Annotated in this window: 13 protein-coding genes (1 of these 13 only partly in view); 2 read left to right on the forward strand and 11 right to left on the reverse strand. The window is 69.4% G+C overall.

The annotated features are described in order from the left end of the window. Window positions 1-11,020, forward strand: partial view of a non-ribosomal peptide synthase/polyketide synthase gene (locus ACFQ9K_RS18125; protein ID WP_378983401.1) — the 3' portion only. It extends 9,680 nt beyond the left edge of the window; the window shows 11,020 of its 20,700 coding nt (coding positions 9,681-20,700); the start codon falls outside the window, past its left edge; its stop codon occupies window positions 11,018-11,020. A gap of 18 nt (window positions 11,021-11,038) precedes the next feature. Here the strand turns inward: ACFQ9K_RS18125 and ACFQ9K_RS18130 are convergent, their stop codons facing one another. From ACFQ9K_RS18130 to ACFQ9K_RS18160, 7 genes are read right to left on the reverse strand one after another with little or no spacing between them, the layout of a single operon-like run. Continuing rightward, window positions 11,039-11,761: an aspartate/glutamate racemase family protein gene (locus ACFQ9K_RS18130; protein ID WP_378724937.1), complete on the reverse strand. Its 723-nt coding sequence runs from the start codon at window positions 11,759-11,761 to the stop codon at window positions 11,039-11,041. Beyond that, window positions 11,758-13,062, reverse strand: coding sequence for an NAD(P)/FAD-dependent oxidoreductase (locus ACFQ9K_RS18135; RefSeq protein ID WP_378724939.1), 1,305 nt, complete (start codon window positions 13,060-13,062; stop codon window positions 11,758-11,760). Before ACFQ9K_RS18135 ends, ACFQ9K_RS18130 begins: the two co-directional genes overlap by 4 nt. A gap of 7 nt (window positions 13,063-13,069) precedes the next feature. Next, a complete protein-coding gene (locus ACFQ9K_RS18140; RefSeq protein WP_378724941.1) occupies window positions 13,070-13,945 on the reverse strand; it encodes a family 3 encapsulin nanocompartment shell protein in 876 nt (291 codons plus the stop codon). Between the two features lie 42 nt (window positions 13,946-13,987). Then, entirely contained in the window at window positions 13,988-14,827 is an 840-nt protein-coding gene (locus ACFQ9K_RS18145) for an SDR family NAD(P)-dependent oxidoreductase (protein WP_378724944.1), read from the reverse strand. Window positions 14,828-14,831: 4 nt separating this feature from the next. Next, complete coding sequence (locus ACFQ9K_RS18150; RefSeq protein WP_378724946.1) at window positions 14,832-15,788, reverse strand: sulfotransferase; 957 nt, start codon at window positions 15,786-15,788, stop codon at window positions 14,832-14,834. Next, window positions 15,785-16,957 carry an MFS transporter gene (locus ACFQ9K_RS18155; protein ID WP_378724948.1) on the reverse strand — a complete coding sequence of 391 codons (1,173 nt, stop codon included), beginning with the start codon at window positions 16,955-16,957 and terminating at the stop codon, window positions 15,785-15,787. Before ACFQ9K_RS18155 ends, ACFQ9K_RS18150 begins: the two co-directional genes overlap by 4 nt. After that, entirely contained in the window at window positions 16,954-18,300 is a 1,347-nt protein-coding gene (locus ACFQ9K_RS18160; RefSeq protein WP_378724950.1) for a DegT/DnrJ/EryC1/StrS family aminotransferase, read from the reverse strand. The genes ACFQ9K_RS18155 and ACFQ9K_RS18160 overlap by 4 nt, the downstream gene beginning before the upstream one ends. 610 nt (window positions 18,301-18,910) lie before the next feature. Here ACFQ9K_RS18160 and ACFQ9K_RS18165 point away from each other — a divergent pair. Then, a complete protein-coding gene (locus ACFQ9K_RS18165; RefSeq protein WP_378724952.1) occupies window positions 18,911-20,050 on the forward strand; it encodes a beta-mannosidase in 1,140 nt (379 codons plus the stop codon). On the opposite strand, the gene ACFQ9K_RS18170 is transcribed toward ACFQ9K_RS18165, so the two are convergent. From ACFQ9K_RS18170 to ACFQ9K_RS18185, 4 genes are read right to left on the reverse strand one after another with little or no spacing between them, the layout of a single operon-like run. Beyond that, complete coding sequence (locus tag ACFQ9K_RS18170) at window positions 20,051-21,727, reverse strand: ArnT family glycosyltransferase (protein ID WP_378724954.1); 1,677 nt, start codon at window positions 21,725-21,727, stop codon at window positions 20,051-20,053. Next, window positions 21,724-23,193 carry a glycosyltransferase gene (locus ACFQ9K_RS18175; protein ID WP_378724956.1) on the reverse strand — a complete coding sequence of 490 codons (1,470 nt, stop codon included), beginning with the start codon at window positions 23,191-23,193 and terminating at the stop codon, window positions 21,724-21,726. The genes ACFQ9K_RS18170 and ACFQ9K_RS18175 overlap by 4 nt, the downstream gene beginning before the upstream one ends. Further along, window positions 23,190-24,689 (reverse strand): hypothetical protein, encoded by a 1,500-nt coding sequence (locus ACFQ9K_RS18180; RefSeq protein ID WP_378983373.1) that lies wholly within the window; start codon window positions 24,687-24,689, stop codon window positions 23,190-23,192. Before ACFQ9K_RS18180 ends, ACFQ9K_RS18175 begins: the two co-directional genes overlap by 4 nt. Continuing rightward, entirely contained in the window at window positions 24,690-26,636 is a 1,947-nt protein-coding gene (locus ACFQ9K_RS18185) for a hypothetical protein (protein ID WP_378722309.1), read from the reverse strand. Between the last annotated feature and the right edge of the window lie 10 nt (window positions 26,637-26,646).

The following is a 26,646-nucleotide window of genomic DNA, read 5'->3' on the forward strand; positions in this document are numbered from 1 at the left end:
ATGGCTGTCCGGTACCGCCGAGCGGGTGCTGGTGCACTCGTCGATGGCCTTCGATGCCTCGACCTACGAGATGTGGGCGGCGCTGTGTGCCGGCGGCGGGCTGGTGATCTCGGCCGAGTTGCGTTCGGACCCAGCGGAAATGATGGAGCTCGTCGCGGATCGTGCGGTGACGCGGTTGTTCGCGACGCCCGCGCTGTTGTCGGTGCTGCTGGATCATGCGGAAACGCTGCCCGGCAATCCCTTTGCCCGACTGGCCCAGGTGATCGCCGGCGGCGCCGAACTGTCCGCGACGTCGGTTCGCCGGGTGCACGACCTCGCCGCGGGCGTAGCCGTGGTGAACGGTTACGGTCCGACGGAGACCACGGTGTTCGCGACGACTTTCGCCGCCGATCCGGCGGTGGACGGGCCGGTGCCGATCGGGCGTCCGCTGCTCGGCATGCGGACCTACGTGCTGGATTCGTGGCTGCGGCCGGTACCGGTGGGTGTCGCGGGTGAGTTGTACATCGCCGGTACGCAATTGGCGCGGGGGTATCAGGGGCGGGCCGGGCTGACGGCATCGCGGTTCGTGGCCGACCCGTTCGATCCGGCCGGTGGTCGCGTGTATCGGACGGGCGATGTGGTGCGCTGGAATTCGGCGGGTGCGCTGGAGTTCGTCGGCCGGGTCGATGATCAGGTGAAGATCCGTGGCTTCCGGGTGGAGCCGGGCGAGGTCGAATCGGTTCTGGCGCAACATCCCTCGGTGTCGCGCGCGGTGGTTGCCGTGCGCGACACGGAGACCGGCGGCAAGCGGCTCATCGGGTACGTGGTCGCCGAGCGCGGCGGCGCGGTCGACGGCGCGGCGGTGCGTGACTTCGTCGCCGAACGGCTGCCCGACTTCATGGTGCCTGCGGCGGTCGTGGTGATCGACGCGGTGCCGTTGACCGCGAACGGCAAGGTGGACCGCCAGGCCCTGCCCGACCCCGAACTGACGTCGTCGCGGGCGTACCGGGCGCCGGTATCGCCGGAGGAACGCGTCCTGGTGTCGGTATTCGCCGAGGTGCTCGGCCTCGACCGGGTCGGCGTGGACGACAGCTTCTTCGAACTCGGTGGCGACAGCATCCGCTCGATCCAGGTCGTGTCCAGGGCGCGCGAGCTGGGCGTGGAGGTCACCCCGCGCGAGGTGTTCGAACAGCAGACCGCCGGGGCACTGGCCGCGATCGCGACGGGGCGCGAGGTAACCGGCCCGGTATTGGCGGAGCTGCCCACCGGCGCGGTGGGATGGATGCCGTTGCTGCCGGTCGCCCGGTTCGTGCGGGACCTGGGCGGCGCGGGGTTCGACAGCTTCACCCAGTCGATGGTGCTGGATCTGCCGGTCGGCATCGATCGGTCCGGGTTGGTCGCGACCTTGTCGGCGGTGCTCGATCGCCACGACATGTTGCGCGCACGGCTGGTCGAGGACGAGCGCGGGGCCGGGCTCGACGTGGCACCGGCCGGTTCGGTCGACGTGGACGCGCTGGTATCCCGGGTATCGGTGACCGGAGTCGACGACATCTCGGCCGTCGTGGTGGCGGAGATGGGCACCGCGGTGGGCCGATTGACGCCGGCGGCGGGCGTCATGGTTCAGTTCGTGTGGTTCGACGCGGGTCCGGATCGGGCGGGGTGGCTGTCGATCGTCGCGCACCACCTGGTGGTCGACGGCGTGTCGTGGCGAATCCTGTTGCCGGACTTGGCGACCGCGTGGCAGGACGTGTCCACCGGCGGGACGCCGGTGCTGGCGCGGTCGGGCAACTCGATGCGGCGGTGGGCGCACGGCTTGGTCGAGCAGGCGGCCCGGCCGGAGCGGGTGGCCGAGTTGTCCTGGTGGCGTTCGGTGCTCGACGGACCCGATCCGATGCTCGGACGCAGGCCCCTGGATCCGGCCATCGATGTGATGGCCGAGGCCGGTCATGCGCTGGTGCGTATTCCGGTGGCGGCCACCGAGACTCTGCTGACCACGTTGCCCGCGGCATTCCACGGCGGTGTCGAAGACGGGCTGCTGGCGGCCCTGACGGTCGCCGTGCGCCGCTGGCGTGAGCGCAGGGGCGTGCGCGAGGCGTCGGTGCTGATCCGGTTGGAGGGGCACGGTCGCGCGGAAGACGTGGTGCCCGGTGCGGACCTGTCGACCACCGTCGGCTGGTTCACCAGCATGTTCCCGGTGCGGCTGACCGCGCCCGCGGCGGCGTGGGACGAGCTGTGCGCCGGCGGGCCTGCCGCGGGCGCGCTGGTCAAGTCGGTGAAGGAACAGTTGCGCGCGGTGCCGGACAAGGGCATGGGATACGGCTTGCTTCGCTACCTGAATCCCGCGACCGAGCAAGTGCTGCAACACTATTCGTCCGGGCAGATCGGCTTCAACTACCTCGGCCGGTTCACCTCGACGGATCTGCTGCCGCCACGGCTGCGCGGCGCGGGCTGGACCCCGTCGGTCGATGCCGGGCAATTGATCAGCCCGGTCGATCCGGCATTGGCGGCGATGCCTGCGATGGCGGTGCTCGACGTCAACACGATCGTGCTCGACACCGACGAGGGCCCGGTGTTGCAGGCGGTGTTCGCCGCGCCCGCGGCGGTGCTGGCCGAGAACGAGATACAGGAGCTGGCCGGCCTGTGGCAGGACGCGGTCGCCGGATTGGCCGGGCATGTGGCGGCGGGCGGGGGTGGGCTGTCTCCCTCGGACGTCCTGGCGAAAGGCATGCCGCAGCAGGAGATCGACGCGTTGGCGGACCGGTATCCGGGCTTGGTCGATGTGTGGCCGCTGACCCCGATGCAGTCGGGCCTGTTGTTCCACCAGGTCATGGCCGGGTCCGGTTTCGACGCCTACCACATGCAGATCGTGTTCGGGCTGGCCGGTCAGGTCGACGCCGAGCGGATGCGGGTGGCCGGTCAGGGGATCCTGGATCGGTACGCGAATCTGCGGGTGGGATTCGTCGCCGATCGCCGGGGTGACCCGGTTCAGGTCGTCCTGGACCGGGTGGAATTGCCCTGGCGCGTGGTGGATTTGAGCGGACTGACCGAACCTGCACGGGATGCGGCGTTGCAGCGGCTGCTGGCCGCGGATCGGGATGCGCATTTCGATGTGACGGTCCCGCCGCTGGTGCGGTTGATGGTGGTGCGACTGAGCGCGGAGCGGTCGGAGTTGGTGCTGACGGCTCATCACGTGCTGCTGGACGGGTGGTCGCTGCCGCTGCTGGTCGTGGATCTGTTCCGGCTGTACGGCGGGTCCGGTGCGCTGCCGCCGGTCGCGGAATACACAGAGTTCTTGAAGTGGCTGGGGGAGCAGGACGCCGACGCGGGCGTACGGGCCTGGCAACGGGAACTCGACGGTGTCCATGAGCCCACGCTGCTCGCCGGCCGCCTGAGCGGCGCGACCGAGAGTTCCGAGCTGCCGGACGTGGACCGGATCGACGTCCCCCTGCCGTCGGCGACGGCGGCGGAATTGATTAGGCGGGCCACGGAATTGGGGACGACCCTGAGCACCGTGGTGCAAGGCGCCTGGGGAATTCTGCTGGCCGCGGCGACGGGCGGCCACGACGTGATCGCGGGCGCCACGGTGTCCGGCCGGCCGCCGGCGATCGCCGGGGTGAACTCGATGGTCGGGTTGTTCATCAATACCGTGCCCGTGCGGGTGCGATTCGACCCCCGCCGCAGCCTCGCCGCATTGCTGACGGACTTGCAGGCGCGACAGACCGCATTGCTGGACCATCATCATGTCGGTTTGAGCGACATCCATCAGGCCGTCGGGGTGAATGTCCTCTTCGACACGCTGATCGCGTTCGAGTCCTATCCCATCGACCACACCGGCATCGGCGAAGCCACCACCGCGGGCGGCCTCGCGATCAGCGCTGCCCGCCCCAACGCGCCTACGCACTATCCGCTGACGGTCATCGCGAATACCGCGCCGACCCTGACCCTCCAGCTCGAATACCACCCCGCCGCATTCGATCGGTCCACGATCGAGGCCACGGCGGAGCGGCTGGTGCGGATCCTGCGACAGGTGGTCGCGGACCCGGCCGTGCCGGTACGGTCGATCGACCTGCTCGGCGCCGATGAGCGCGAATTGGTGTTGCGCCGGTGGAACGACCGCGCCGCGCCGATCGAGCCGGGGCGAACCCTGGTGGGGCTGTTCGAAACTCAGGCGGCCCGGACGCCCCTGGCGATCGCGTTGATCGGCGCCGGTGCCGAGGTGTCGTACGCCGAACTCGACGACCGCGCCGAACGGCTTGCGCGGGTACTGGTTTCGCGCGGGGTCGGGCCGGACCGCATCGTGGCCGTGGCGGTCCCGCGGTCGGTGGAGTTGATCGTGGCCTTCGTGGCGGTGCTGAAGGCGGGCGGTGCGTATCTGCCGATCGACCCGGCCTATCCCTCGGATCGGCTGGCGTTCATCCTCACCGACGCCGCGCCGGTCGTCGTGCTGACCGACCGTGCCACCGCGAGCATCCTGCCGAGCACGGCCGCGCCGGTGCTCCCGCTCGACGCCGTCGAGCAGCCCGATGGCGCCGACCGAGCCGGTCGCGTCGCGGCCGGGGCGGAGAATCTGGCGTATCTGATCTACACGTCGGGCTCCACCGGTGTGCCCAAAGGCGTTGCCGTCACCCACCACAACGTCGTCAACCTGGTCGCGCAGAAATGGTCGACCGGCCAGGACGAGCGCGTGCTCCTGCACACCTCGGTCTCGTTCGATGTCTCGACCTACGAGATCTGGCCGACGCTGTGCGACGGTCACACGCTCGTGCTGACCGACGCGCCGCGCTCGGATCCCGCCGAGATGGTCGAGTTGATCCGGACCCGGGCGGTGACCCGGGTGTTCGCGACGCCTGCCCTGCTGTCGGTGCTGCTCGACCGAGTCGAGGCGACGCCGGGCGAGCCGTTCCGCACCGTGGCGCAGGTGGTCGCGGGTGGGGCGGAGGTCTCCGCGGCGCTCGTCCGGCGGGTGTGGGCGATCGGGCCCGGCATCGAGGTGGTCAACGGGTACGGCCCGACCGAGGAGACGGTGTTCGCCACGGTGTGCGCGGCCGACGCCGCGACCGTGCGGACCGCGGCGGTGCCGATCGGGCGGCCGCTGGCGGGGGTGCGGGCGTTCGTCCTGGACGCGTGGCTGACGCCGGTGCCGATCGGGACCGCCGGTGAGCTGTACCTCGCCGGATCCCAAACGGCGCGCGGGTATTTCGGCAAGCCGGGACGCACGGCGGCCCGCTTCGTGGCCGACCCGTTCGATCCGGCGGGCGGCGGGCGGTTGTACCGCACCGGCGACGTGGTGCGCTGGAACACCTCGGGGCAGCTCGAGTTCCTGGGCCGGGTCGACGATCAGGTGAAGATCCGTGGTTTCCGGATCGAACCCGGCGAGGTCGAAAGCGTGCTGGCACAGCATCCTTCGGTATCGCAGGCCCTCGTGGTGGCGCACGACGCCGGGGCCGGTGGCAAGCAATTGGTCGGCTATGTGGTCGCCGATCGCACCGGCTCGACCGCGCTCGACGCGGGCGAGGTCCGCCGATTCACGGCCGAGCGGTTGCCCGACTACATGGTGCCGTCGGCGGTGCTGGTGCTCGACTCGGTGCCGCTGACCGTCGCGGGCAAGGTGGACCGGCAGGCGCTGCCGATGCCGGAGTTCGCCTCGTCCGCGGCATATCGCGCGCCGCGCGGTGACGACGAACGGGTACTGGCCGCGTTGTTCGGCGAGGTCCTCGGCCGTGATCGGGTGGGAATCGACGACAACTTCTTCGAGCTGGGCGGCCATTCCCTGTCCGCCACCCGGCTGGCCGGCCGGGTCCGCGCCGAGCTCGGGATCGAGGTGCCGATCCGGACCGTCTTCGACGCGCCGACGGTGGCGCGCTTGGCCACCCGGCTCGACGCCGGCGTGCGGATTCGCCCCGCGCTGGTGGCGCAGCCGCGCCCGGACGTGGTGCCCGCGTCGTACGCGCAGCGGCGGTTGTGGTTCATCCACCGGCTGGAGGGGCCGTCGGCGACCTACAACATTCCGCTGGCGGTGCGGATGCACGGCCTGGACGTGGCGGTGCTGCGCGCCGCGATCCGCGACGTGATCGCCAGGCACGAGAGCCTGCGCACGATCTTCGTCGAGGTGGACGGCACACCCGCGCAGCAGGTGCTCGACGCGGACTCGATCGAGGTGCCGGTGGTCGTCGCCGAAACGGATCCCGCCGAGTTGGACGCCGCGGTGACCGAGGCCGTGCGGTTCGGGTTCGACCTGGCCGGCCAGATACCGATCCGGGTCACGGTCGTGCGCCCCGGCAGCGAAGACTGCGTGGTGGTGCTGGTGATCCACCACATCGCCGGCGACGGCTGGTCGATGGCGCCGCTGCTGCGGGACCTGTCGGTGGCGTACGCGGCCCGCGTTCAGGGCCGGGCGCCGGAGTGGGCAGCGTTGCCGGTGCAGTACGCGGACTACACGCTGTGGCAGCAGGACCTGCTCGGTGCGGCCGAGGACCCGGACAGCTTGCTGGCGCGGCAGTTCGAGTATTGGCGCGGCGAACTCGACGATCTGCCCGAGCAACTGCGGCTGCCGACCGATCGGCCGCGGCCGCGGGTGGCCAGCTACCGCGGTGACATGGTGCTGTTCGACATCGATCCGGACCTGCGGGCCGGGGTGGAGCGGCTGGCGGCGCGCGAGGGTGCGACCGTGTCCATGGTGCTGCAATCGGCGCTGGCCATGCTATTGTTCAAACTCGGTGCCGGAGAAGATATTCCGCTCGGCTCGCCGATCGCGGGCCGCACCGACGAGGCGTTGTCGGACCTGGTCGGGTTCTTCGTCAACACCTGGGTCCTGCGGACGCGGATCTCGCCGTCGGACTCGTGCGCCGAGGTGCTCGGGCAGGTGCGGACCAAGGCGCTGGCCGCCTACGAGAATCAGGACGCGCCGTTCGAGCTGCTCGTCGAGCTGCTCAACCCGGTCCGCTCGGCAGCCCGGCACGCGTTGTTCCAGGTGACGTTGGCATTCCAGAACAACAACCTGGCCAGTCTCGAGCTGCCGGGCGTCCGATTCGAGCCCTACCCGGCGTCCATCGGCGCCTCCCGATTCGACCTGTTCTTCAATATCGGGGACGCGCCCGCGGGCTATCCGTGGAGTGGGCTGATCGAGTACGCGACCGAGCTGTTCGATCGCGGCACGGTCGAGACCCTGGCCGAGCGCTTCGTCCGGACGCTGACGGCGATCGTGGCGGATCCGGGTGCGCCGATCGGGGCGGTCGACGTACTCGACACCGCCGAGCGTGCGTCGGTGGTGCGCCGGTGGAACGAGACCACGGTCGCGATCGAACCCGATCTCACCGTGGCCGGGCTGTTCGAGGCGCAGGCCGCGCGGACGCCCGACGCGGTCGCCGCGATCCACGCGAATACCGAGGTGTCGTATCGGGAACTCGATGCTCGCGCGGATCGGCTTGCGCGAGCGCTGGTTTCGCGCGGTGTGCGGCCGGACAGCCTCGTGGCGGTGGCGGTGCCCCGGTCGGTGGCGTTGATCGTGGCCTTGCTGGCGGTGTGGAAGGCAGGCGGTGCGTATCTGCCGATCGATCCGGCGTATCCGTCGGATCGGCTGGCGTTCATTCTCGCGGACGCGGCGCCGGTCGTGGTCGTCGTCGATCCGGCCATCGCCGAGGCATTGCCGGAGACGTCCGCGCCGCGGCTGGCGCTGGATGAGGTCGGCGCCGAGGAGCCGGGTGCGGCCCAACGGGTTGCGGCGCGGCCGCAGAATCTGGCGTATGTGATCTACACGTCCGGCTCGACCGGAGTTCCGAAAGGCGTGGGGGTCACGCACCGGAACGTGGTGAATCACGTGTCCCAGGGGTGGTTGCCCGGCTCGGCCGAGCGGGTGCTGGTGCATTCGTCGATGGCGTTCGATGCCTCGACCTACGAGATGTGGGCGGCGTTGAGTTCCGGTGGCGCGCTGGTGCTGGCGGGTGAGATGCGTTCGGACCCGACCGAAATGCTGGAGCTGGTGGCGGCACACTCGGTGACGCGGTTGTTCGCGACACCCGCGCTGCTCTCGGTGCTGCTCGACCACGCGGAAACGCTGCCGGGCAACGCTTTCCATGGGCTGACGCAGGTGATCGCCGGCGGCGCCGAGCTGTCCGCGACGCTGGTGCGCCGGGTGCGCGACCTCGCCGAGGACGTGCAGGTGCTCAACGGCTACGGACCGACGGAGACCACGGTGTTCGCGACGATCTTCGCCGCCGACCCGGCGGCCGAGGGCTCCGTGCCGATCGGGCGACCACTGCTCAATATGCGCGCCTACGTGCTGGATTCGTGGCTGAGGCCGGTACCGGTGGGTGTCGCGGGCGAGCTGTATGTGGCCGGCGAACAGCTGGCGCGCGGATATCAGGGGCGGGCGGGGCTGACTTCCACCCGCTTCGTGGCCGATCCGTTCGATCCGGCCGGTGGCCGCGTGTATCGGACGGGCGATGTGGTGCGCTGGAATTCGGCGGGTGCGCTGGAGTTCGTCGGCCGGGTCGACGATCAGGTGAAGATCCGTGGCTTCCGGGTGGAGCCGGGCGAGGTCGAATCGATTCTGGCGCAACATCCCTCGGTGTCGCGCGCGGTGGTTGTCGTGCGCGACAGCGACATCGGCGGCAAGCAGCTGGTCGGATATGTGGTGCCCGATCGATCCGGGCCCGCGGTCGGCGAAGCCGAACTGGTCGGGCAGTGGCGCCGGGTATACGACGACCTGTATTCCGCCGACAGTCCGGCCGACGGCGAGACGGTCGGCGAGGTCCGGTTCGGCGCCGACTTCGGCGGCTGGAACAGCAGCTACACCGGGGCCGCGATTCCGCTGGACCAGATGCGGGAGTGGCGGGCGGCCACGGTCGAACGGATTCGCGGGCTGGCGCCGCGACGGGTGCTGGAGATCGGCGTCGGTTCCGGCCTGCTGCTGTCCCAGCTGGCGCCCGACTGCGCGGAGTACTGGGCCACGGACTTCTCCGCCGCGACGATCGGCACGCTGCGGCAACGACTGGGCCGGCTGAACGAGGACTGGGTCGACCGAGTCGTGCTGAGCGTCCGCGGCGCGGACGACACCGCCGGGTTGCCGGAGCGCCACTTCGACACCGTCGTGCTGAATTCGGTGATCCAGTACTTCCCGAGCGAGCAGTATTTGCGCCGCGTCCTCGAACAGGTACTCGCGTTGCTGGCGCCCGGCGGCACGGTATTCGTCGGCGACATCCGCAACCTGGCCCTGCTGGAGGAGTTCACCACGGCGGTCCAGATCAGCCGCAACGGCGGGGACGACGCGGCGGCCGTCGCCGATCGGGTGCGCCGCGACATCGCCGCCGAACAGGAATTGCTGTTGTCGCCGGAGTACTTCGTGTCGCTGAATCGGCGGCTCGGCTTCGGTGCGGTGGACATCGGGCTCAAACGCGGATTCTCGGTGAACGAGCTGACCAGGTACCGGTATGACGTCGTCCTGCACACCGCCCCGGTGACGGCCGTCTCGGTGGCCGACGCGGCGAAGGTCGAGTTCCGCGATCATGTGTGGCTGCGCGCGCTGTTGCGCACCAGCCACCCCGGCGGCATTCGGGTGACCGGCATTCCGCACGCCGGGCTGACCGGCCAGCTCGAGGCCGCGAACCGGATCCGGTCCGGTGACCCGGTGCCGGCCACCGGCCGGCTCGTCCCGCTCGCCGTGGGCTTCGAGGGAATCGTGACCGACAGCGCCGCGCGGATCGATGCGGGTGTGCTGCCCGAGGATCTGCACCGGCTCGGCCGGCAACTCGGCTACGCGACCGCGGTCACCTGGTCCGCACAGCCGGGGCAGATGGACGCGGTCTTCGTCGACACCGCGACGGCCGGGGACCGGACGCTGGCCGACGCGTATATCGCGCCCGGCCCGGTGGTGGATCCGAGCGTCTACGCCAACCATCCGCAGGCGGGTCTGCTCGCCGCCGAGGTCCGGCGCTGGGCGAGTGAACGGCTGCCGGAATTCATGGTGCCCGCGACCGTGCTGGTGCTCGACAGCGTTCCGCTGACCCCCAACGGAAAGCTCGATCGCGCCGCGCTGCCCGACCCGGAACTGCTGTCCGCCAACGACTATCGGGAACCGCGCACGGACAGGGAGCGGACCCTGGCGCAGTTGTTCGCCGAAATCCTCGGGCTCCCGCGCGTGGGTATCGACGACGACTTCTTCGAACTGGGCGGGCACTCGCTGCTGGCCACCCGGCTCACCAGCCGGATTCGGGCGGTCGTCGGCGTCGACGTCCCGGTCCGGCTGATCTTCGACGCCCCGACCGTCGCCCAGCTGGCGCCGCGGCTCGACGAAGGCGCCGCCGGGGGAACGGATTTCGATCCGGTGCTGATCCTGAAGGCCGCCGGCACCCGGCAGCCGCTGTGGTGCCTGCATCCCGGCGGCGGCCTCGGCTGGTTCTATCAGCAACTCGGCAGGCACCTGCCCGATCGGGCGGTCTACGCCATCCAATCCCGTGGACTGGACGGCGGGCCGACGGCCGGGTCGATGGCGGAGATGGTGGCGGATTACATCGACCGGATGCGGACCTTGCAGAGCGAAGGGCCCTACCATCTGCTCGGCTGGTCCTACGGCGGGGTCGTCGCCCAGGCGATGGCGGCCGAATTGTCCCGGCGCGGAATGGAAGTGGGCTTCGTCGGCGTGCTGGACAGCCAGCCACCGCGCGGCTCGGCCGCCGATTTCGACGTGACCGACGAGGAGGCGATGGCCGGCGTGCGGGCCTGGGCGGTCGAGCGGTTCGACGGCCAGCTCGACGCGCCGGTGATCCAGCAGCTGGTGGAGCGGCTGACCACCGTGCTGATCAACAACTGCAAGCTGTGGGACGGCTATACCTCGCCGTTCTACGCCGGCGATCTGACCGTTTTCGGCGCCACCTTGGACCAGGCGGGAAATCGGACGATCGATGTCAAGACCGAGCTCGAACAGGCCTGGCGCTCGTATATCGGTGGCCGCATCGACGTCATCGAGGTGGACTGCGCGCACGGTGACTTCGATCGGCCCGAAATGATGAGCCTGGTCGGCCGTATGCTGAACGACCTACTGTGATCCGCGGATTCGGGGCGCCTACTCCCGGGGAAAGGGGCGGTGGCTCAGGGTGCGGTGGACCATTTCGGTGAGGGTGACGATGTCGAAGACCGGCAGGCCGAGACGGTCTTGGATGGCGTGGCCGTAGGGGACCAGGTCGGTGCATTCGATGACCAATGCGCCCATGTCGGGATTGGCGGCGGCGAGGTGGTCTATTTCGTCCAGGACTTCCTCGCCCAGGCGGTCGGCGTCCAGTTCGTCGCGGCGGCCGTCGAGGATGACTTCGCGGAATTCGGGGTGATCGTCCATGCCGGCTACGCAGATCGGTACGGATTCGCCGCCGATCGCTTGCAGATGCCGGGGAGTCAGGGCCGACTTCTTCGCCACGAGCAGACCCACTTTTCGGTCTGCGCCGAGCATTCGGTGGACCATCGGAACCTGGATGAGGCTGGAGCTGTAGAGCGGGATCTGCACGGCGTCGGCCAATTGCTGCTGGAAGATGACCAGGAACCCGCAACCGCTGGTGATCGCCGCGACGCCGCGAGCCTGGAGTTCCTTGGCGGCGACGATGAACGGGTCGAGCAGAGTCGGGTCCGCCTCGGTGACCATGCGGTGCGGGGTCGCGCCGTGCACGACCTGGTAGTCGACCGGAAAATCGAAGGTCGTCGGATTGCGGATGTGGCCGGGAATCTTGGTGAAGGCGGTGTCCAGGCAGAGCACGCCGATTGTGGTGTCGCCCTTGACACCTGGATGTTCGTTCACTGGTGCAGCCTTATCGAGCGGGTTCTGCTGAAACGTTCCGGCCGCAGCGGGACGGGGTCGGTAATCGGCGCCTCGCCGCCGAGGAGATGGCTGACGAGTTCGCCACCGGCGGGGGCCAGGCCCATGCCGATATGGCCGTAGCCGGCCGCGACCACGAGGTTGCGCAGGCCGGTGCGGCCGATCACCGGCAGGCCGTCCGGCGCGCACGGGCGCAAACCGCTCCAGGTCTCGCGGGTGTGCGTTTCCTCCAGGTCGGGGAGGTATTCGGTGACCGTGCGCAGCATGCCGCGCACCCGGCGTTCGGAAACGGCGGTGCTCATTCCGGTCAGTTCGAGGCGGCCGCCGATGCGCAGGCGATCACCCAGCGGGACCATCGCCATTCGGCCCTCGCTGAGCAGTACCGGCCTGCTCGGCCCGCTGGGCGGCATGTCCACGGTGACGCTGTAACCCTTGATCGGTTGCAACGTCAGGCCGACGCCCGCCAGGCGCGCGCATGCGGTCGACCACGCACCCGCCGCGACCACCACGTCCCGGGGACGGAAGTCGCCCCGATCGGTATGCAGCCGTTCGACTTTGCTCGCGCAGACGTCGAAACCGGTGACCTCGCTGTGCTCACAGATCTCTACGCCCATGGCGCGCAACAGCTTCCCGAATTCCAGGACGAACTCCGGCACGTGCAGGTACGCGCCCTCCGGGTTGTACAGTGCGCCCTGGATATCGAAGCGAGTCTTCGGCTCCAGGTCATCGAGTTCCCCGGGGCCGAGAACGCGCAGCGGCACGCCGTTCGCGACGGTTCGCGAGACGGAACGGCTGGCATCCGCGAAACCCTGCGCGGTCTTGTACGCCAGCACGATGCCCGGCGACTCGAAAGTATCGGCGATGCTCGGGGTTTCGCACAGCTCGAGCAGGATGTCCAGACTGCGCTTCTTCATCGCGATCAAGGTGCGGAAGCCCGCCGCGGCGGCGAGCGGAGTGCAGGCGCGCCCGAAATGCCAGAGCCAGCGCAACAATTCGCGGTCGGCCCGCGGCCTGACGTAGAACGGCGCGTCCACGCTGAGCATGCCGAGGGTGCGCAGCGATCGCATCCCCGGCTCGGCCAGCGGCGCGGCACCGTGCGTGCCGACGAAACCGGTGTTCCCATAGGAACACGACTGCGGCCCGCCGAGCGCGCCCCGCTCGAGCACGGTGACCGACGCCCCGCCGCGCCGCAGGTAGTACGCACAGAACAGCCCGGCGACCCCGCCGCCGACGACCAACACATCGGGGTCGCTGCGCACGGGGGCCGCCTCGTCACTCGTCACGATCCACCTACACGGTCACGACGAAGAAGTTGGTCGGTAGGTTGACCACGACCCGCTCGTAGATCTCCGCCATGACCGCCGGACCCGGCTCGGCGAAGGTGCCCGGCGGCGGCTCGGCGAAGCGGATCACCGAGCGTCCCGCGTCGAAAAGCTGTGCGCCGTGGCCGAAGTCGCCGACGATCGCGCTGCCCGGCTCGACCAGCCTGGTGCGGCAGATGAACACGCCGTTCTCCTCGAGGTCGGCCATCAGGCGGCCGGTACCCAGGGCGCGGTAGTAGTCGGCCGGATTGATGATCAGCCCGTCCGCGGTGCCGCCCATCTGCTCGACCTCGTTGCAGGCCCACAGGATCGTCGAGGTGAACGGCCCCGGATCGGTGATCCTGGCGATGCCGGGGATGTTGAGCAGGCCACCCTCGCCGCTGATGATCGTGTGGTTCTCGGCGGTGCACAGCCGCACGATCAGCCGGTAGTTGATGAACGACTCGAACGTCTCCGGGTCCTCCCACATCCGGGGCGGCACCTGCACCCACGCGGTGGTGGTGAGCAACTCCGGGATGGGCGACTTGTGGAACCGGCTGGCCAGCTCGCGGCGCACCTCGGCGCCCTCGATCGGCGCGTCGTCCGCGCCGGGCGCGCTCTCGTGCCAGTAGAACTGGCGCGGATCACGGGACAGGTCAATGGCTTTGAGCACATTGCGCGCGGGGTAGCGCGGTTTGCGCCGCGAGCTGGTCAGGGTGTCGGTGATGGTCACGTCGTACTCGACCGACGCGTCGAGCCCCTGCTCCGCGCAGGCCTCGACGAACATCCGCCCGGGCGAAAGCTCCTTCTTGCGATCCGAGACGACCTGCGCCAGCGTCTCTTTGATGCCCTCTGTCTTCAGCATGTAGCGATTCCTTCCCTGTCCTCGGCAACGCGCCGCGACTGTTCACTCCGGGTCTGCGGGTCCGTGCACGTCGGCTTCCCAGGGCAGGTGCGCCGAGGTCGGTCCGAGCACGCTCGCGCCACCGTCGACGAGTTGGACCGTGCCGGTGAGATAGGAGGCACGCTCGCTGACCAGGAAGGCGGCCACCGCGGCCATCTCCTCCGGCCGGGCGATCCGGCCGACCGCCGTGTGCGTGCCCATGGCGTCGAACCGGGCCTCGAGCGAGCCGTCGGTGGATTGTTGTGCCGCAACGCGTTCCAGCAGGGGAGTGCGGGTCGCGCTCGGCGCGAGCACGTTGACCGTGATGCCGTCCCGGCCTGCCTCGGCGGCGAGGGACTGGGCGAAGCGCACGATGGCGGCGCGGGTCACCCCGGACATGGCCAGGCCGCTGATCGGGACGCTCGCGGTCTCCGACGCGACGAACAGGACCCGGCCCCAGCGCGCGGTTCTGAGGTGGGGCAGCGCGGTGAGTGCCACGTCGACGGCGGGCAGCAGGACCGCGTCGACCGCGGTGCGGTAGTCCGCCATCGCGAAGCTCGCCGCGTTGCCGGTCGGCGGCGTCCCGCCGCTGACGACGACGACGTGCAGCGCGCCGAATTCCGCGGCGACCTCGTCGATCCAGCGGTGGGTGGCCGCGCTGTCGGTGATGTCCACGCTCGTGGCGTGCACGCGCCCGCGCGCGACCTCCTTGACGGCGGATTCCGCCGCCGCGAGCCGACCGGGGTCGCGCGCGCCGATCGCGACGTGCGCGCCCTCGGCGGCGAGTTCCTTGGCGATCGCCAGGCCGATACCGCTCGATCCGCCCGCTACCAGCGCGACTTTGTGTTCGAGACCCAGGTCCACTCGGTCAGCCCCTTCCGTTCGAATCCGTTGCGCCGAAGCGGTATCCGTACCGATGGGCGAGCGGCCACGACAGCGCCGCGACGGTTCGCCGGGCCGGCCGGGACAGGCCGCTCCGCCAGGAATCGTCGGTCGGGCGGATGACGGTGGCCCCGATGTTGAACCGATCCGGGTTCCCCGTGACCGTGTGATTGGTGTGCAGCTCGACGGTTCGATCGTCGAGCGGGTTGTCCGCCGGATCGCTCCCGCACAGCCGCAGCAGCTGATCGACCGTGCCCGCCGGATCGGCGATGAAATCCTCGTACCGCAGGAACATCGATCGCTCCGGATAGCGCCGGGTGAGCGCGTGCGCGGCGAGATTGAAGCCGGTCCAGTAGCCGGTGCTCTTGGCCGGCCCCATGGCGTACACGTATTCCTTGGGCTTGCTCCAGGATTGGGCCACCGCGCGCGGGTCACGGACCAGATGGACGTAGTACGGGGTGATCCCGTCGAGGTGCTCGAGCAGTGCCGATTCACCCGGGATCTTGGTGGTATCGACGATCACGCGGGACTCGGTGCGCTTCGCCACGGCCTGGTAGACCTGGGTCATCAGGTCGGCGTGCGCGCGAATCTGCGCGTTGTGCAGGCCGCGCCGGAGTACCTGCCAGGTGTGCCTGGTCCGGACGTTGCCCAGCTGCCGCCGGATGACCTCGTCGGCGTGCTGCACGAGGGTGGCGCCCGCGGGCTGGCCGATCGGCAGGATGGTCGACCAGACGGGGCAGTCGACCAGTGTGCGGCCGCAGCCGCAGTCCTCGTTCACGCCGCGGCCCGCCGCGTTCTTCCACAGGAAATGCAGCTCGCCGACGTGGAAGAAGCCGGGGATCTCGTTGAGGATGTTGCCGATGATGGTGCTGCCGTTGCGGCACCAGCCGGTGATACACAGGACCTTCAGCGGTTCGCTGCTGTCCGATGATGGGTTGGTCATCTGTCGACTGCCTTCTCGAGGGACACCGATTGCCGCAGCGTCATGGCCAGCGCCGAGGCGGCGAGCGCGCAGGCCGCGCCGACCACGAAGACGGCCGGGTAGCCGAAGCCGGCCGCGATCGCGCCGGTCGCCGGGCCCCACACGAACAGGCCCAGATCCCAGAACGAGGTGTAGGCGCCGAGCGCGGCACCCTGCTTCGAGCTTTCGGTGTTGTTCATGACCATCAGCGCCAACGAGGGGTGCAGCAGGGAGAATCCGACGCCCATGACGAGGGCGCCGAGCACCGCGATCGGCAGGTTCGGGGCCCAGGCGATGATCAGCAGTCCCGCGGCTTCGCCCGCGCCACACCAGATCGCGACCCGGCGCGGCCCGAGCTTGTCCGGCAGGTGCCCGATGACGAGCCGGGTGCCCGCGTAGACCGCGCTGAAGGTGCTCAAAACGATGACGCCCGAGTCGATTCCGCGTGCTTGCAGGCCGGTGATGACGAACGCCGCCAGGCCGACGTAGCCCGCGGCACCGAGTGCGAGGCCGAGACCGGGCAGCACGGCGGGGCGCAAGAGGAGTCCGCGCCCGCCGCCGCCGGACGGTTCGGCGTGGGGCTGCGGCGGGACGATGCTGATCAGCACGAGGCCGACCAGCGGTGCGATCGCGCAGAAGGCCCACACCGCGTCGATCCCGAAGTGGCGCAACACCGCACCGAGCGCGGTGCCCAGCGAAATGCCGCCCCACATCGCGACGCCGTAGAGCCCGATCACTTGGCCGCGGCGGTTGTGCGGGGCGAGGGTGACGGTCCAGACCGCGCCCGCGACGAACAGCGCGGCCTCGCCGACGCCGAGCAGCAGCCGCACCGCCAGCAGGCCGACCAGGCCGATCGGCAGGAAGTAGAGCAACCCGCCCACCGCGATGGCGAGCGCGCCGAAGCGCATGACGGTGCGGTGACCGTGCCGGTCGGCCAGCCCGCCGAAGATCGGGCGGGTGAGCAGCGCGGTCAGGGCGGTGGCCGTGACCGCGATGCCGACCGCGAGGTCGCTGGCGTCGAATTGGTCCCTGACGTAGGCGGGAATGACCGGGATCGCCGCCGACAAGCCGAGGTATCCGCAGAACAGTCCGCCGAATACCCCGGCGAGCGCGAGACGTGGCATCGCCGTCGCGTCCGAGGGTGCGGTCATCGTTGTCCGGCCCACGCGGAGCTGGAGTCTTCGCCGGTGGCGATCGGGACATCGCTGGCGGCCACCTTGCGGACGGCCGCGACGAGTTCGTCGCAGTCCGCCGGCGACAGCGTGGAGGAGAGCGGAATGTCCACCGCGCGTTGCAGATAGCGAGTCGCGTTGGGCAGCAGCTGCTTGATCGCCGGGGTCTGCATGCCGCGGAACATGAACCGCCAGTTCCAGAAGGCCCGGATGTTGTGGTCGTCGTCCGAGCCCAGATTGCGCGCCTCGATGCCCTCGTGGCACAGCGCCCGGGCGAACCACTGCGCGCGGCCGGTCGGGACCAGGAAGATGAACGCCTCACCGAGGTAGGCGCCGGCGGCGACCGGCCTGCGGATGTGAATCCCGTCGACGTCGGCCAGGGCCGAGGCGACGTAGTCGTAGTTGCGCCGGAACGCGGCCAGGCGCACGGGTAGCCGGCCGAGCTCGGCGCGCAGCAGCGCGGCGCGGATTTCGTCCATCCGGAAGCTCAGCAGCGGCAGGTCCAGATCGGTGGCGATCGGTGGCTCGCCGTCCGGGAAATGGCGGCGCAGCCGGCCCTCGTAGGCGCCGGAAAGCACTGTGGCACGGGCGAACAGGGTGCTGTCGTCGGTGAGCAGGAAGCCGCCCTCGCCGCTGTTGAGCGACTTGTCCGACTGGGTGCTGAAGCCGCCGGCCAGGCCGAAGGTGCCGAGCTTGCGGCCGTCCAATTCCGCGCCGAGCGCGGGGACCGCGTCTTCGAAGACCGGGACGCCCATTTCGTCGGCGAAGCGCAGCAGCGCGGTCATGTCGCCGGCGAAGCCGCGCATGTGCACCACCATGATCGCCTTGACCTGCGGGGTCCATCGGCTGCGCAGGTCGGCCACGTCCAGGTGGAGGTTCTCGTCGACATCGACGAGGAAGGGGGTGCAGCCGGCCAGCAGGATGGCGCTCGGCGTCGCCGCGAAAGTGAAACCGGGGCAGGCGATCAGGCTGCCCGGCTCGATGCCGGCGGCCATGATGGCCAGCGCCAGCGCGGTGGTGCCGCTCGACGTCGCCAGCGCGTGCTTACATCGGAAGTAGCGACAGAGCTCTGCCTCGAACTGGCTGCACTCGGTCTCCTTCGCCGGACGGTAGTCGTAGCGGAAGTAGAGGTGGCTGCGGATCGCCCGCATTGCCGCGTCCTCGTCCTCCGGATACACGCATACCGCGCCCCGGTCGTACGTCGGCCATGGTGTGCGCCGAATAGGGTCGCCACCATTCAGGGCCAGTCTCGAATCGGCGGCAATTGCCGCACCCGGCAATTGCCGGGCCGATGCCGAATCATCGATCTCATTGTCCGCCATCGCAATTCCTACCCAACTGAAACTCAAAACATCGGCGAGCCGCCACCGTAACGCCCGCCGAGTTTTGCGGTAACCCCCCGGCAGGACGTTTGCGCAACGCTACACCGAACTTTCATTACGGATACCCGAAATCGATTGCTCGCCAATGACATCGGAAGTTGGGGCTTGCCTGAGATCAACTTGTCCGGTTGGACGAATAACCCCCCGGGTGGGGGGTGTCGCGGAAGTGTCAGAGCACGAAAAGGGTCGCGGGCAAACAGGTTTGATGCATTGTCTGCGACAAAGTTGTCAGGTGGCTCGGCTGACCGGATTGCCGACGCGGCTTGCGCGCCGTGCCGAAGGGGGATCGCCTGCCGTCGGGGCGGCGTGCGGCCTCGCCGATGGCGACGCGGGAGGTATCGAACGGGCGGTCGGCCGGTGAGTTGGCCGAGTGGTCCGGTCGCGCCCTACGGTGGGACGAGACGAACGGGCCGCATCGAACGCTACCGCGGGTGACTGTGGCGTGGTGCCGGGGTAAGCGCCGGTGTCGCGCGTAACGTGACCCCTGTGACCACGTGTAATGCGCAGGATTGCCCGGGTTTCACCGTCGAGCGCGGGCAGTAGGCGGGCGATGGCTGCCGAGCGGGTTCGTCTCGCCGCCCTGCTGGCGATCGCCGGCCTGGTCGTGGGCGGTTGTGCGGACGGGCCCTACCCGCACCCCGACGAGCGCCCGCCGCGGGAGTCGCGTCCGGCCGCCGAGGCGGTGGTCACCGCTACGCCGCAGGGATTGCGACTACGGGGCGCGCCCTGGTGGCCCGCCGGATTCAACGCACCGCAGCTGGCGACGAACTGGTCGGTGAACTTCGGCTGCGGCGCGCAGACGGATCTGGACAGCTATTTCGGTGCGCTACCCGCCAACGCGCTGACCCGATTCAATCTCTTCCAGGCCCTATCGATCAATAAACGCACCGGCGCGCTGGATTTCAGCGCCGCGGACGCGGTATTCGCGGCCGCCGAAAAGCACGGGCAGATCGTGCTTCCGGTGCTCTCGCCGCAGGACGGCGGCTGCGCGGACGAGCAGTTCAAACAGCGGCAGTGGTATGTCAAGGGTTGGCACACCCGCAATCCGGTGCACGGCCGGTCCGTGCTGAGTTTCCGGGACTGGGTCGAGACCGCCGTGGACCGGTGGAAAAGCATTCCGGTCCTCGCCGGGTGGGAGCTGGTCGGAGAACCGGAGCCGAGCAATTGCACAGGCAATCACTGTGATCTGCCTGCCCGCACGTGCCCGCCGGATGCCGCGGCGGTGCTGCGCAAGTTCATGGACGATGCCGGAGCCATTGTGCGGGAACTGGATCCGCAGCGGCTGATCTACGCCGGCTTCGCGGGCGGCGGCCAGTGCGGCACGCAAGGGGATGAGTTCCGCACGGTGAGCGCGTCGCCCGGGATCGATGTCGTCGAATATCACGACTATATTCGCGACTCGCTGCCGGGAGATCGGTTCAACGGCCTGGGCGTTCGACTGCGGCAGGCCGCCGAACTGGGAAAACCGTTGCTGGTGGCCGAGATCGGCGAGGAGGCCGGGTCCTGCGGCAGTCTGGAGGATCGTCGAGCGCACCTGGACGCGAAGTTCGTCGCACACCGGGCCGCGGGTTCGGCGGGCGCGCTGATCTGGGCGTTCGTGCCCGACCCGCGACCGGATCAGTGCACCTTCGATGTCGGGCCGGATGATCCGCTCTGGTCGCTGGTGGCCGAGCGGACGACCGCGGGTTGATCAGTCCGCGCCGAGTACCCGGTATATCCGCCATTCCGGCTGTCCTGCACCATCATTGGGTGCCTCCAGGGCCAATGTCGCGATACCGCCGCCGTTCTCGTACATGGTCGGATAGCGGCGATTGACCGCGTCAGAGGTGCCACGTCCGGTATTGGGCACCGCGAGAATGTATTTCACGCCGCGCTCGGCGGGCCGGTTGAGCACCCGCACGAAATCGCGATCGGACGGAACGACGAACTGATCCGGCCGGTGCGAGGCGACGACGACGGCGAAGCCGTACACGGTATCCATCAGCACCGCGCCGCGCGGCAGGTTCATCGCGTCCAGATAGTTCGCCAGCCGCCGTTCGGTGCTGAACGTCGCGGCGATCCGGCGCTCGTCCGCCCGGCGTTCGGAGGCGTTGTCCGGGTCGGGGAACAGCACCGCGCCGAGGGAGTACTCCTGCACGGAGATGGCATGACTCGACATACCCCACGCGGTCAGCGGAACGGCGCCGGCCAGCAGTGCGAGCGTCAGCGCCATCCCGACCGCCGGTGCGCGCCAACCTGTTCGAGCCCGATGCCTGCCGGTGACCGGGGCCGGTTCCATGGCCGACATGCGTGCGTGCCGCCCAGGACGACGGCTCGGCGGAAACCCGCGCACGGGCGAAACCTGTAGCGTCAGAACGGCGGTCAAGGGAATCGCCGCCACATAGAAGCGCAGGAACGCGAACGTCGAACCGCTCGCATAGCTGAACGCTTGAAAGGCGAGCACCGATCCGTACAGCAGGATCGGCACCACCACCTGTACATCGCGCCTGCGCACCGCGAGTGCGGCGACGATCGGCACGAGCAACGGCAGCGCGGGGCCGAGAATGAGCGTCGCGGCCGTCGAATACTCCAGCGCGGCAGTGGTTTCGGTCGCCGACGAACTGGACTGCTGCAAGATCGACGAGTTCCCGTACTGCGAACTGAACTGCTGGAACGCCAGCCCGGTGATCAACCAGCTGGTCGCCGCCCACACCACGAACGCCGCCGCGACGGGCAACACGACCAGGATGAAATCCATGACGGCGCTGTGCCATCGGTTGTCCTCGCCACGACAGCGCCGGTACGCGACCACGAAGACGAGCGCGCCGGTGGCGGCGGCGGGGGCCAGCGCGTCGTACCTGGTCAGGTAGGCGAGGCCGAGCGCGATGCCGCACGCGGTCAGGTCGTTCGCGTCATCGGTGCGCATCCACCGGATCAGCCGCCGCAGTGCCCAGCACAGACAGAACAGGAACGGCGCCTCGCTCATCCCGTTCGCGCCGTAGAACACCACCATCGGATTGAGCGCGAACAGCAGCGCGACACCACCGCTGAGCCACAGCGGCGCGCCGCGATCGGTGCCGATGCCGAACACCATGACCACGGCGCCGGCCATGAACAGCGCCGACATCAGCACGCCCGATAGTCCCCAGGTGGTGATGCCCGGAAACCACTGCGCGAGAGCGACCATCGGCAACTGGGCCAGCGAGGTCAGCGGCGTGAACACGAAGCCGATCGCCGACAGGTGCGGATCGCGGCTGAACAGCGTTGCCTGCGTGGCGGATACCCGGCTGAGCGCGTCGCCCATCAGGAACCCGTTGCCCGCGCTCAACCAGGTGCCCGCGGCGAGGTACAGCAGCGTCGACGCCACGAAGATCCAGCGCGCTCTCACTCGTCGGCCTCCTTGGTCCCGAGCCCGTGAAAGGTCTTCTCCCAGTAGGAGGGATTGCGGATCAGCTGATAGCAGCCCTTGGCGGCGGCGATGCTCATCAGCAGCCAGTAGAGCGGCACGGTCAGGCACGCGACCAGCAGATCGGACCGGTTGTTCTCCCGGCAGGCGAGCAGGTTCATGTAGATCGTCGCCCCGTTGCCGAGGATCATCGCGATCAGCGAGGGAAAGTACACGGCGGCGGGGAAGAGCTGGCCGATTACCGCGGGCTGACCGAGGATCCAGGACAGGGTGATGAACCAGAACACCAGGTTCAGGCAGGCGATGATCGGCGTGCCCGCGAGGATCAGGGTGAACCGGATGAAGCTGACCGTTCCGATGCTGCGCCACAACCGGACCGGACGCCGGGTGTGCACCAGCCAGGTCTGCAGGTAGCCCTTGTACCAGCGCGATCGCTGGCGAACCCAGTTGATCGGGTCGGGGTTGGCCTCTTCGAGGGTGGTCGAGTCGATCACCGCGGTGCGGTAGCCCGATGCCGCGATGCGCACGCCGAGGTCGGCGTCCTCGGTGACGTTGTAGGGGTCCCAGGCGCCGATGTCGGTCACCACGTCGCGTTTGAAGTGATTCGACGTGCCGCCCAGCGGAATCGGCGCCTTGCTGCGCATGAGCCCCGGTAGGAGGAAGCCGAACCACAGCCCGTAGTCCGCGGTGAACCAGGCGGTGAGCAGATTCTGCCTGCCGTTGTGGAAGGCCAGTTTGGCTTGGATGCAGACGACCTCCGGCGGCAGCTCGGCGAAAGCCGCCACCACGCGCCGCAATTGGAGCGGGTCGGGGATGTCCTCGGCGTCGTAGATGGTGACGATGTCGCCGGTCGCCTGGTGCAGGCCGTAGTTGCAGGCCTTGGGCTTGGTGCGCGGCTGGGCCTCCGGCACGAGCACGATGGTGACGTGGTCGACGCTGGCCAGGGTGCCGATGCCGGCCCGCCGGGCCGCCTCGATGGTGGGGGAGTCGTCCTCCTCCAGCAACAGCAGCACCTGCAACCGGTCCTTGGGATAGTCGAGCGCGGTCATCGCGCCGATCAGGTCGCCGACCACCTCCGGTTCGCCGTACGCGGGAACGAGAATCGTGTAGGGCGGCAGTTCCGCGTCGGTGAGTGCGAGCGCCCGCGCGTCGCTGACGGTCATGATCGCGTCCCTGGCCATGCCCCGCTGGAAGATCAGGACCCGGTCGCCCATGGCGGCGAGATAACCGAGGGTGCAGAGGGCGACGAGCACGACGCAGGTGCCCATCGGGAAGAACCCGGCGCACACCGCGACCACCAGGACGAGCGCCAGCGCGGTATTACGTTGCCACGGTAGGAATGCCACCGAGGCCGAGGCGAGCGGATCGGATTCCCGCAGCCCGTGCACCGCGGAGTGCAGTGCCCGCGCGCTGTCCGAACCCGGCTGCGGCGCTTGCCCGGCCGTCATCGTTTCCCCGTTTCCGCCACGATCGACCGCGCGACCGAGAGCAGCATGTCCTGGTCCTTGTGCTCGGCGTCGGAGTCGACCTCCTCGGATTCGGAGTCCAGGACGACGGCGTTGCCGCGCAGGAACTGATGCAGGAAGTTCTCGAAGATGCCGAGCATCGACGGCTGCGGCGCCGGGAACGTGGCGTCGGGCTCGTGATTGTCCGCCGCGATCAGGCTGATTCGCTCGGCGCCGCCGGTGCCGCGCCAATTCCAGGTCAGCCAGGTCCAGCTGAGCAGGCGTCGATCGTCGAGCACGGTATTGAGCCTGGCGGTGATGCCGTGGCCGAGGTCGATCCGGATCGGCGGGCTGATCCGCGGCTGCGGCAGGTTGTAGAGGACGAACTCCGGGTATCGGTCGATCGCGTACCGATCATCGGCGCGGACGGTGTCGACGACTATGCGGCGACGCCGGGATTCGTTGTCCCACAGCGGGTTGTACTGATCGGCGCGGATCACCTGCCGGGTCATCGTGGTGCCCTGTCCGAAGTACTTCTGCGCCCAGGGATATCGCCGCTCGCTGAGCTGGCCCCAGCCGGGCGGCACGGTGTGCGGCTGGGCGACCACGAGTCCGGGCATGACCGGGAAGTTGCGGTCGTAGTCCGGGGGGATCGGGATGATCATGATCAAGAGCGCGGCCACGGTCACCGTGGCCGCCGCCGCCCACGCCTGCGGCGCGGTCAGCGGATCGAGTTCGCGGTCCAGCGGTTTGAGCGATGTCCCGCGCCGGCGCCGCCAGTCCACGTACATCACCGCGGCGACGACCAGCACCGCGACCACCGAGGGAATCGCCTGATAGACGAGCACTCGCGCGGTCGGCCACCAGATGCGCAACGCCACGAGGACCACGCAGCCGACGGCGAACGCCAGACCGGCGCCGACCCAGGCGCGGGTTCGGGTGCGGCCCACCGCGATCGCGGCGGCGAACGCGGCGAACAGGAGCATAGTCGCGCCCGCCGGCACGCTGCCGCCGCCGATGATGACCCGCATCGCGCGATACGGCGGCGGGAACGCGGCGAGCAGCAGCAGCCAGCACGGCCAGTACCGGGTGACCGGGCGCAGGCCGAACAGCAGCACGCACGCGGAGAGGACGAACAGCCACGCCGCCAGCAGGTCCAGATGCAGCATCTCGTACAGGTAGCGGTAGCGCGGAGTGAGCAAACCCAGTGTGCAAGCGGACAATCCGAGCCCGATCAGGCCGACGATCAGGTCGGTCTGCCGATCGTGGATGGGTAGTTCCGCCCCGCGGCGCAGGGTGAGCCCGATCGCGGAGAAGACCGCCAATACCGGTAGGACGAACACGAATCCGATGCTCGAACCGGTCCAGGTGTCGTGCACCAGCCGCACCCAGGTGGTCCAGAACGCGGCGGCGGTGGCCAGCAGGATCAGCACGATCCGCGCCGCGATTCTGGTGACGGTCCCGCGGACGTGTCCGCGCGCCGCCGTGCCGGTGGACATCTACCGCCTGCCGCGCCGCAGCAGCAAGATCAGGCCGATCAGCACTCCGATCAGCACCACCGCTGCCCCGGCCGCGGTGAGAATCTTGGCCAGCGAGGTCATCTCGGAGCTGTCCGGGGTCGTCGGGGCCGCTGCGGCCGGATCGAGGAACTCCGGCGTCCGGTCACCGGCCTGGAACAGCACGGCGCCGTGCAGGCGCGACCAGCGGTTCAGGTCGGCGTTGAGCCAGCCTAGCACTCGGTCCAGGTGTTCCGGTGTGTCGCTGGCGGAACCGACGACCACCGTCCGGCCGCCGGACCAGGTGCTCTGCAGCGAGGCGAACGGAATCGCCGGATCGGTGGTGATCCTGCTGATCGTCTTGCCGTCCTCGCCGGTCAACGCCAGTCCCGCGTCGGTCTGCCGCAGCGGCAGCCGGATCGATTCCGGCACATCGCCGTTCGCCGCGATCAGCACCGCGGGCGACGTGCTCGCGACGGCCTGGTCGAAGGTGACCAGTTCGGGTCGCAGCGGAATGCTGGTCAGCCGCTGCAGTCCGGTCAGCACCGTCACCGCGCGCACGGTGTCCGCGAAACCCGGTGTGCGCAAACCGATCTGCACCTCGGGGAGCAAGGCCTGCGGCAACGCGCCGAAGCCGCCGGGGATCGGCGGGGTCGCGACGGCGCTGGTCACCTCGCTGCTCGTTTCGATCGTCAGCGTCTGCGGTGCTTCCAGCCCGCAGCCGTGGGTGAGCCCGGCCTGCTGAAGCGTCACCGAGAGCGTGGTGAATCGGCCGAGGGCCGAGTTCGGGATGGAGATCCACCGATCGAACCGGCCCGAGCCGTCCACCGGCCAGCTGTCGATATAGGTCGTGCCCGCGCTTACCGTGAGCTGCCCGTTGAGGGTGTCCGGCAGCGGGGTGTAACTGCCACGCAACCGAACTCGTACGTCCTTCGACGGGCGCCCGAGCCGGGACTGATCGATGCCGACATCGACGCGGACCGGGCCGATCGCGGTCGTGCTGAGCTGAGTTTGACCGAGCTCACCGAGTGTCGTGCTGTCCGGGGCGATCTGGGGCGCGGGTGGCAGCGCCACCGCCGTCGCGGCCGAGGAGATCGCTACCTTGGCCACATCGCTGATCAGCAAACGCATCTGGTCCGGCAGGGTCTTGTCGGTTCCGTTGATCGTGAGCACCGGCGTCGGTCCGGCCGCCAATCGCAGTGCCGCGTCGGCCGATTCGCCGATCACCACCTGGCGCTCGAGGAACCCCGGCGGATGGTCCGGGACCGTCGCCCCTGGCTGCACCGCCCGGACCTCGACCGCCACCGGCTGATTGCCGTAGCGGGCGATCACCGCGGTGGTCAGCGACATCGCCGCCGCACTCTCGACCTTGCTCGGGCCGGCGGGCAGGTAGACGGTCAGCTTTTGCAGCACCGGCGGGAGGAAGTCCGCGATGGTGGCCGGCTGCTGCTCCTCGCCGTTGTAGACGACCGCGGCCTCGGTCAGGGTCAACGGCCGCCCCAGCCAGTCGACGACGCACGCGCCCGCCTCGGAGATCAGCGACGACGTGACCGTCACCGCGATCGCGTTGTCGACGATCTCGGCGCCGGCCAGCGACAACCGGATCGGCCCGCGCGGCACCAGCGGCAACTCGACCCGGTCGATCAGCCGCTCGCCCGAATGCACCTCCAGCGACCCCCGCGCCACATGCGGCGGCAGTTGAATCGTGCCGATCAGCGCGGTCGGCGCCAGACCGGGCAGCACCGGAACATTCACCGAGACCTGATGCTCGGCGCCGGGGAAGGCCAGCGCGGTCCCGAGACCGAGCGACGGCAGTCCGAGCGGTACGTCGCGCGGCTCGGCCCGCGCGATCGGCACTGCGGACAGCGCCAACGCCGCGGCCAGCAGCGCCACCGACCGCCGCCACCGGGGTAGTCGACGCGTCTCGCCGGAGTCTGCACGCAAGGTCATCAGCCGTCTC

Source organism: Nocardia sp. NPDC056564, from assembly GCF_042793755.1.
Lineage (GTDB): Bacteria > Actinomycetota > Actinomycetes > Mycobacteriales > Mycobacteriaceae > Nocardia.

What these genes read in the sequence shown, in the direction of transcription:
- ACFQ9K_RS18150 (WP_378724946.1), bottom strand. Translation starts at nt 15,788, where the DNA reads ATGACCAACCCATCATCGGACAGCAGCGAACCGCTGAAGGTCCTGTGT.
- ACFQ9K_RS18180 (WP_378983373.1), bottom strand. Translation starts at nt 24,689, where the DNA reads ATGTCCACCGGCACGGCGGCGCGCGGACACGTCCGCGGGACCGTCACC.
- ACFQ9K_RS18140 (WP_378724941.1), bottom strand. Translation starts at nt 13,945, where the DNA reads ATGCTGAAGACAGAGGGCATCAAAGAGACGCTGGCGCAGGTCGTCTCG.
- ACFQ9K_RS18185 (WP_378722309.1), bottom strand. Translation starts at nt 26,636, where the DNA reads ATGACCTTGCGTGCAGACTCCGGCGAGACGCGTCGACTACCCCGGTGG.
- ACFQ9K_RS18155 (WP_378724948.1), bottom strand. Translation starts at nt 16,957, where the DNA reads ATGACCGCACCCTCGGACGCGACGGCGATGCCACGTCTCGCGCTCGCC.
- ACFQ9K_RS18160 (WP_378724950.1), bottom strand. Translation starts at nt 18,300, where the DNA reads ATGGCGGACAATGAGATCGATGATTCGGCATCGGCCCGGCAATTGCCG.
- ACFQ9K_RS18165 (WP_378724952.1), top strand. Translation starts at nt 18,911, where the DNA reads ATGGCTGCCGAGCGGGTTCGTCTCGCCGCCCTGCTGGCGATCGCCGGC.
- ACFQ9K_RS18175 (WP_378724956.1), bottom strand. Translation starts at nt 23,193, where the DNA reads ATGACGGCCGGGCAAGCGCCGCAGCCGGGTTCGGACAGCGCGCGGGCA.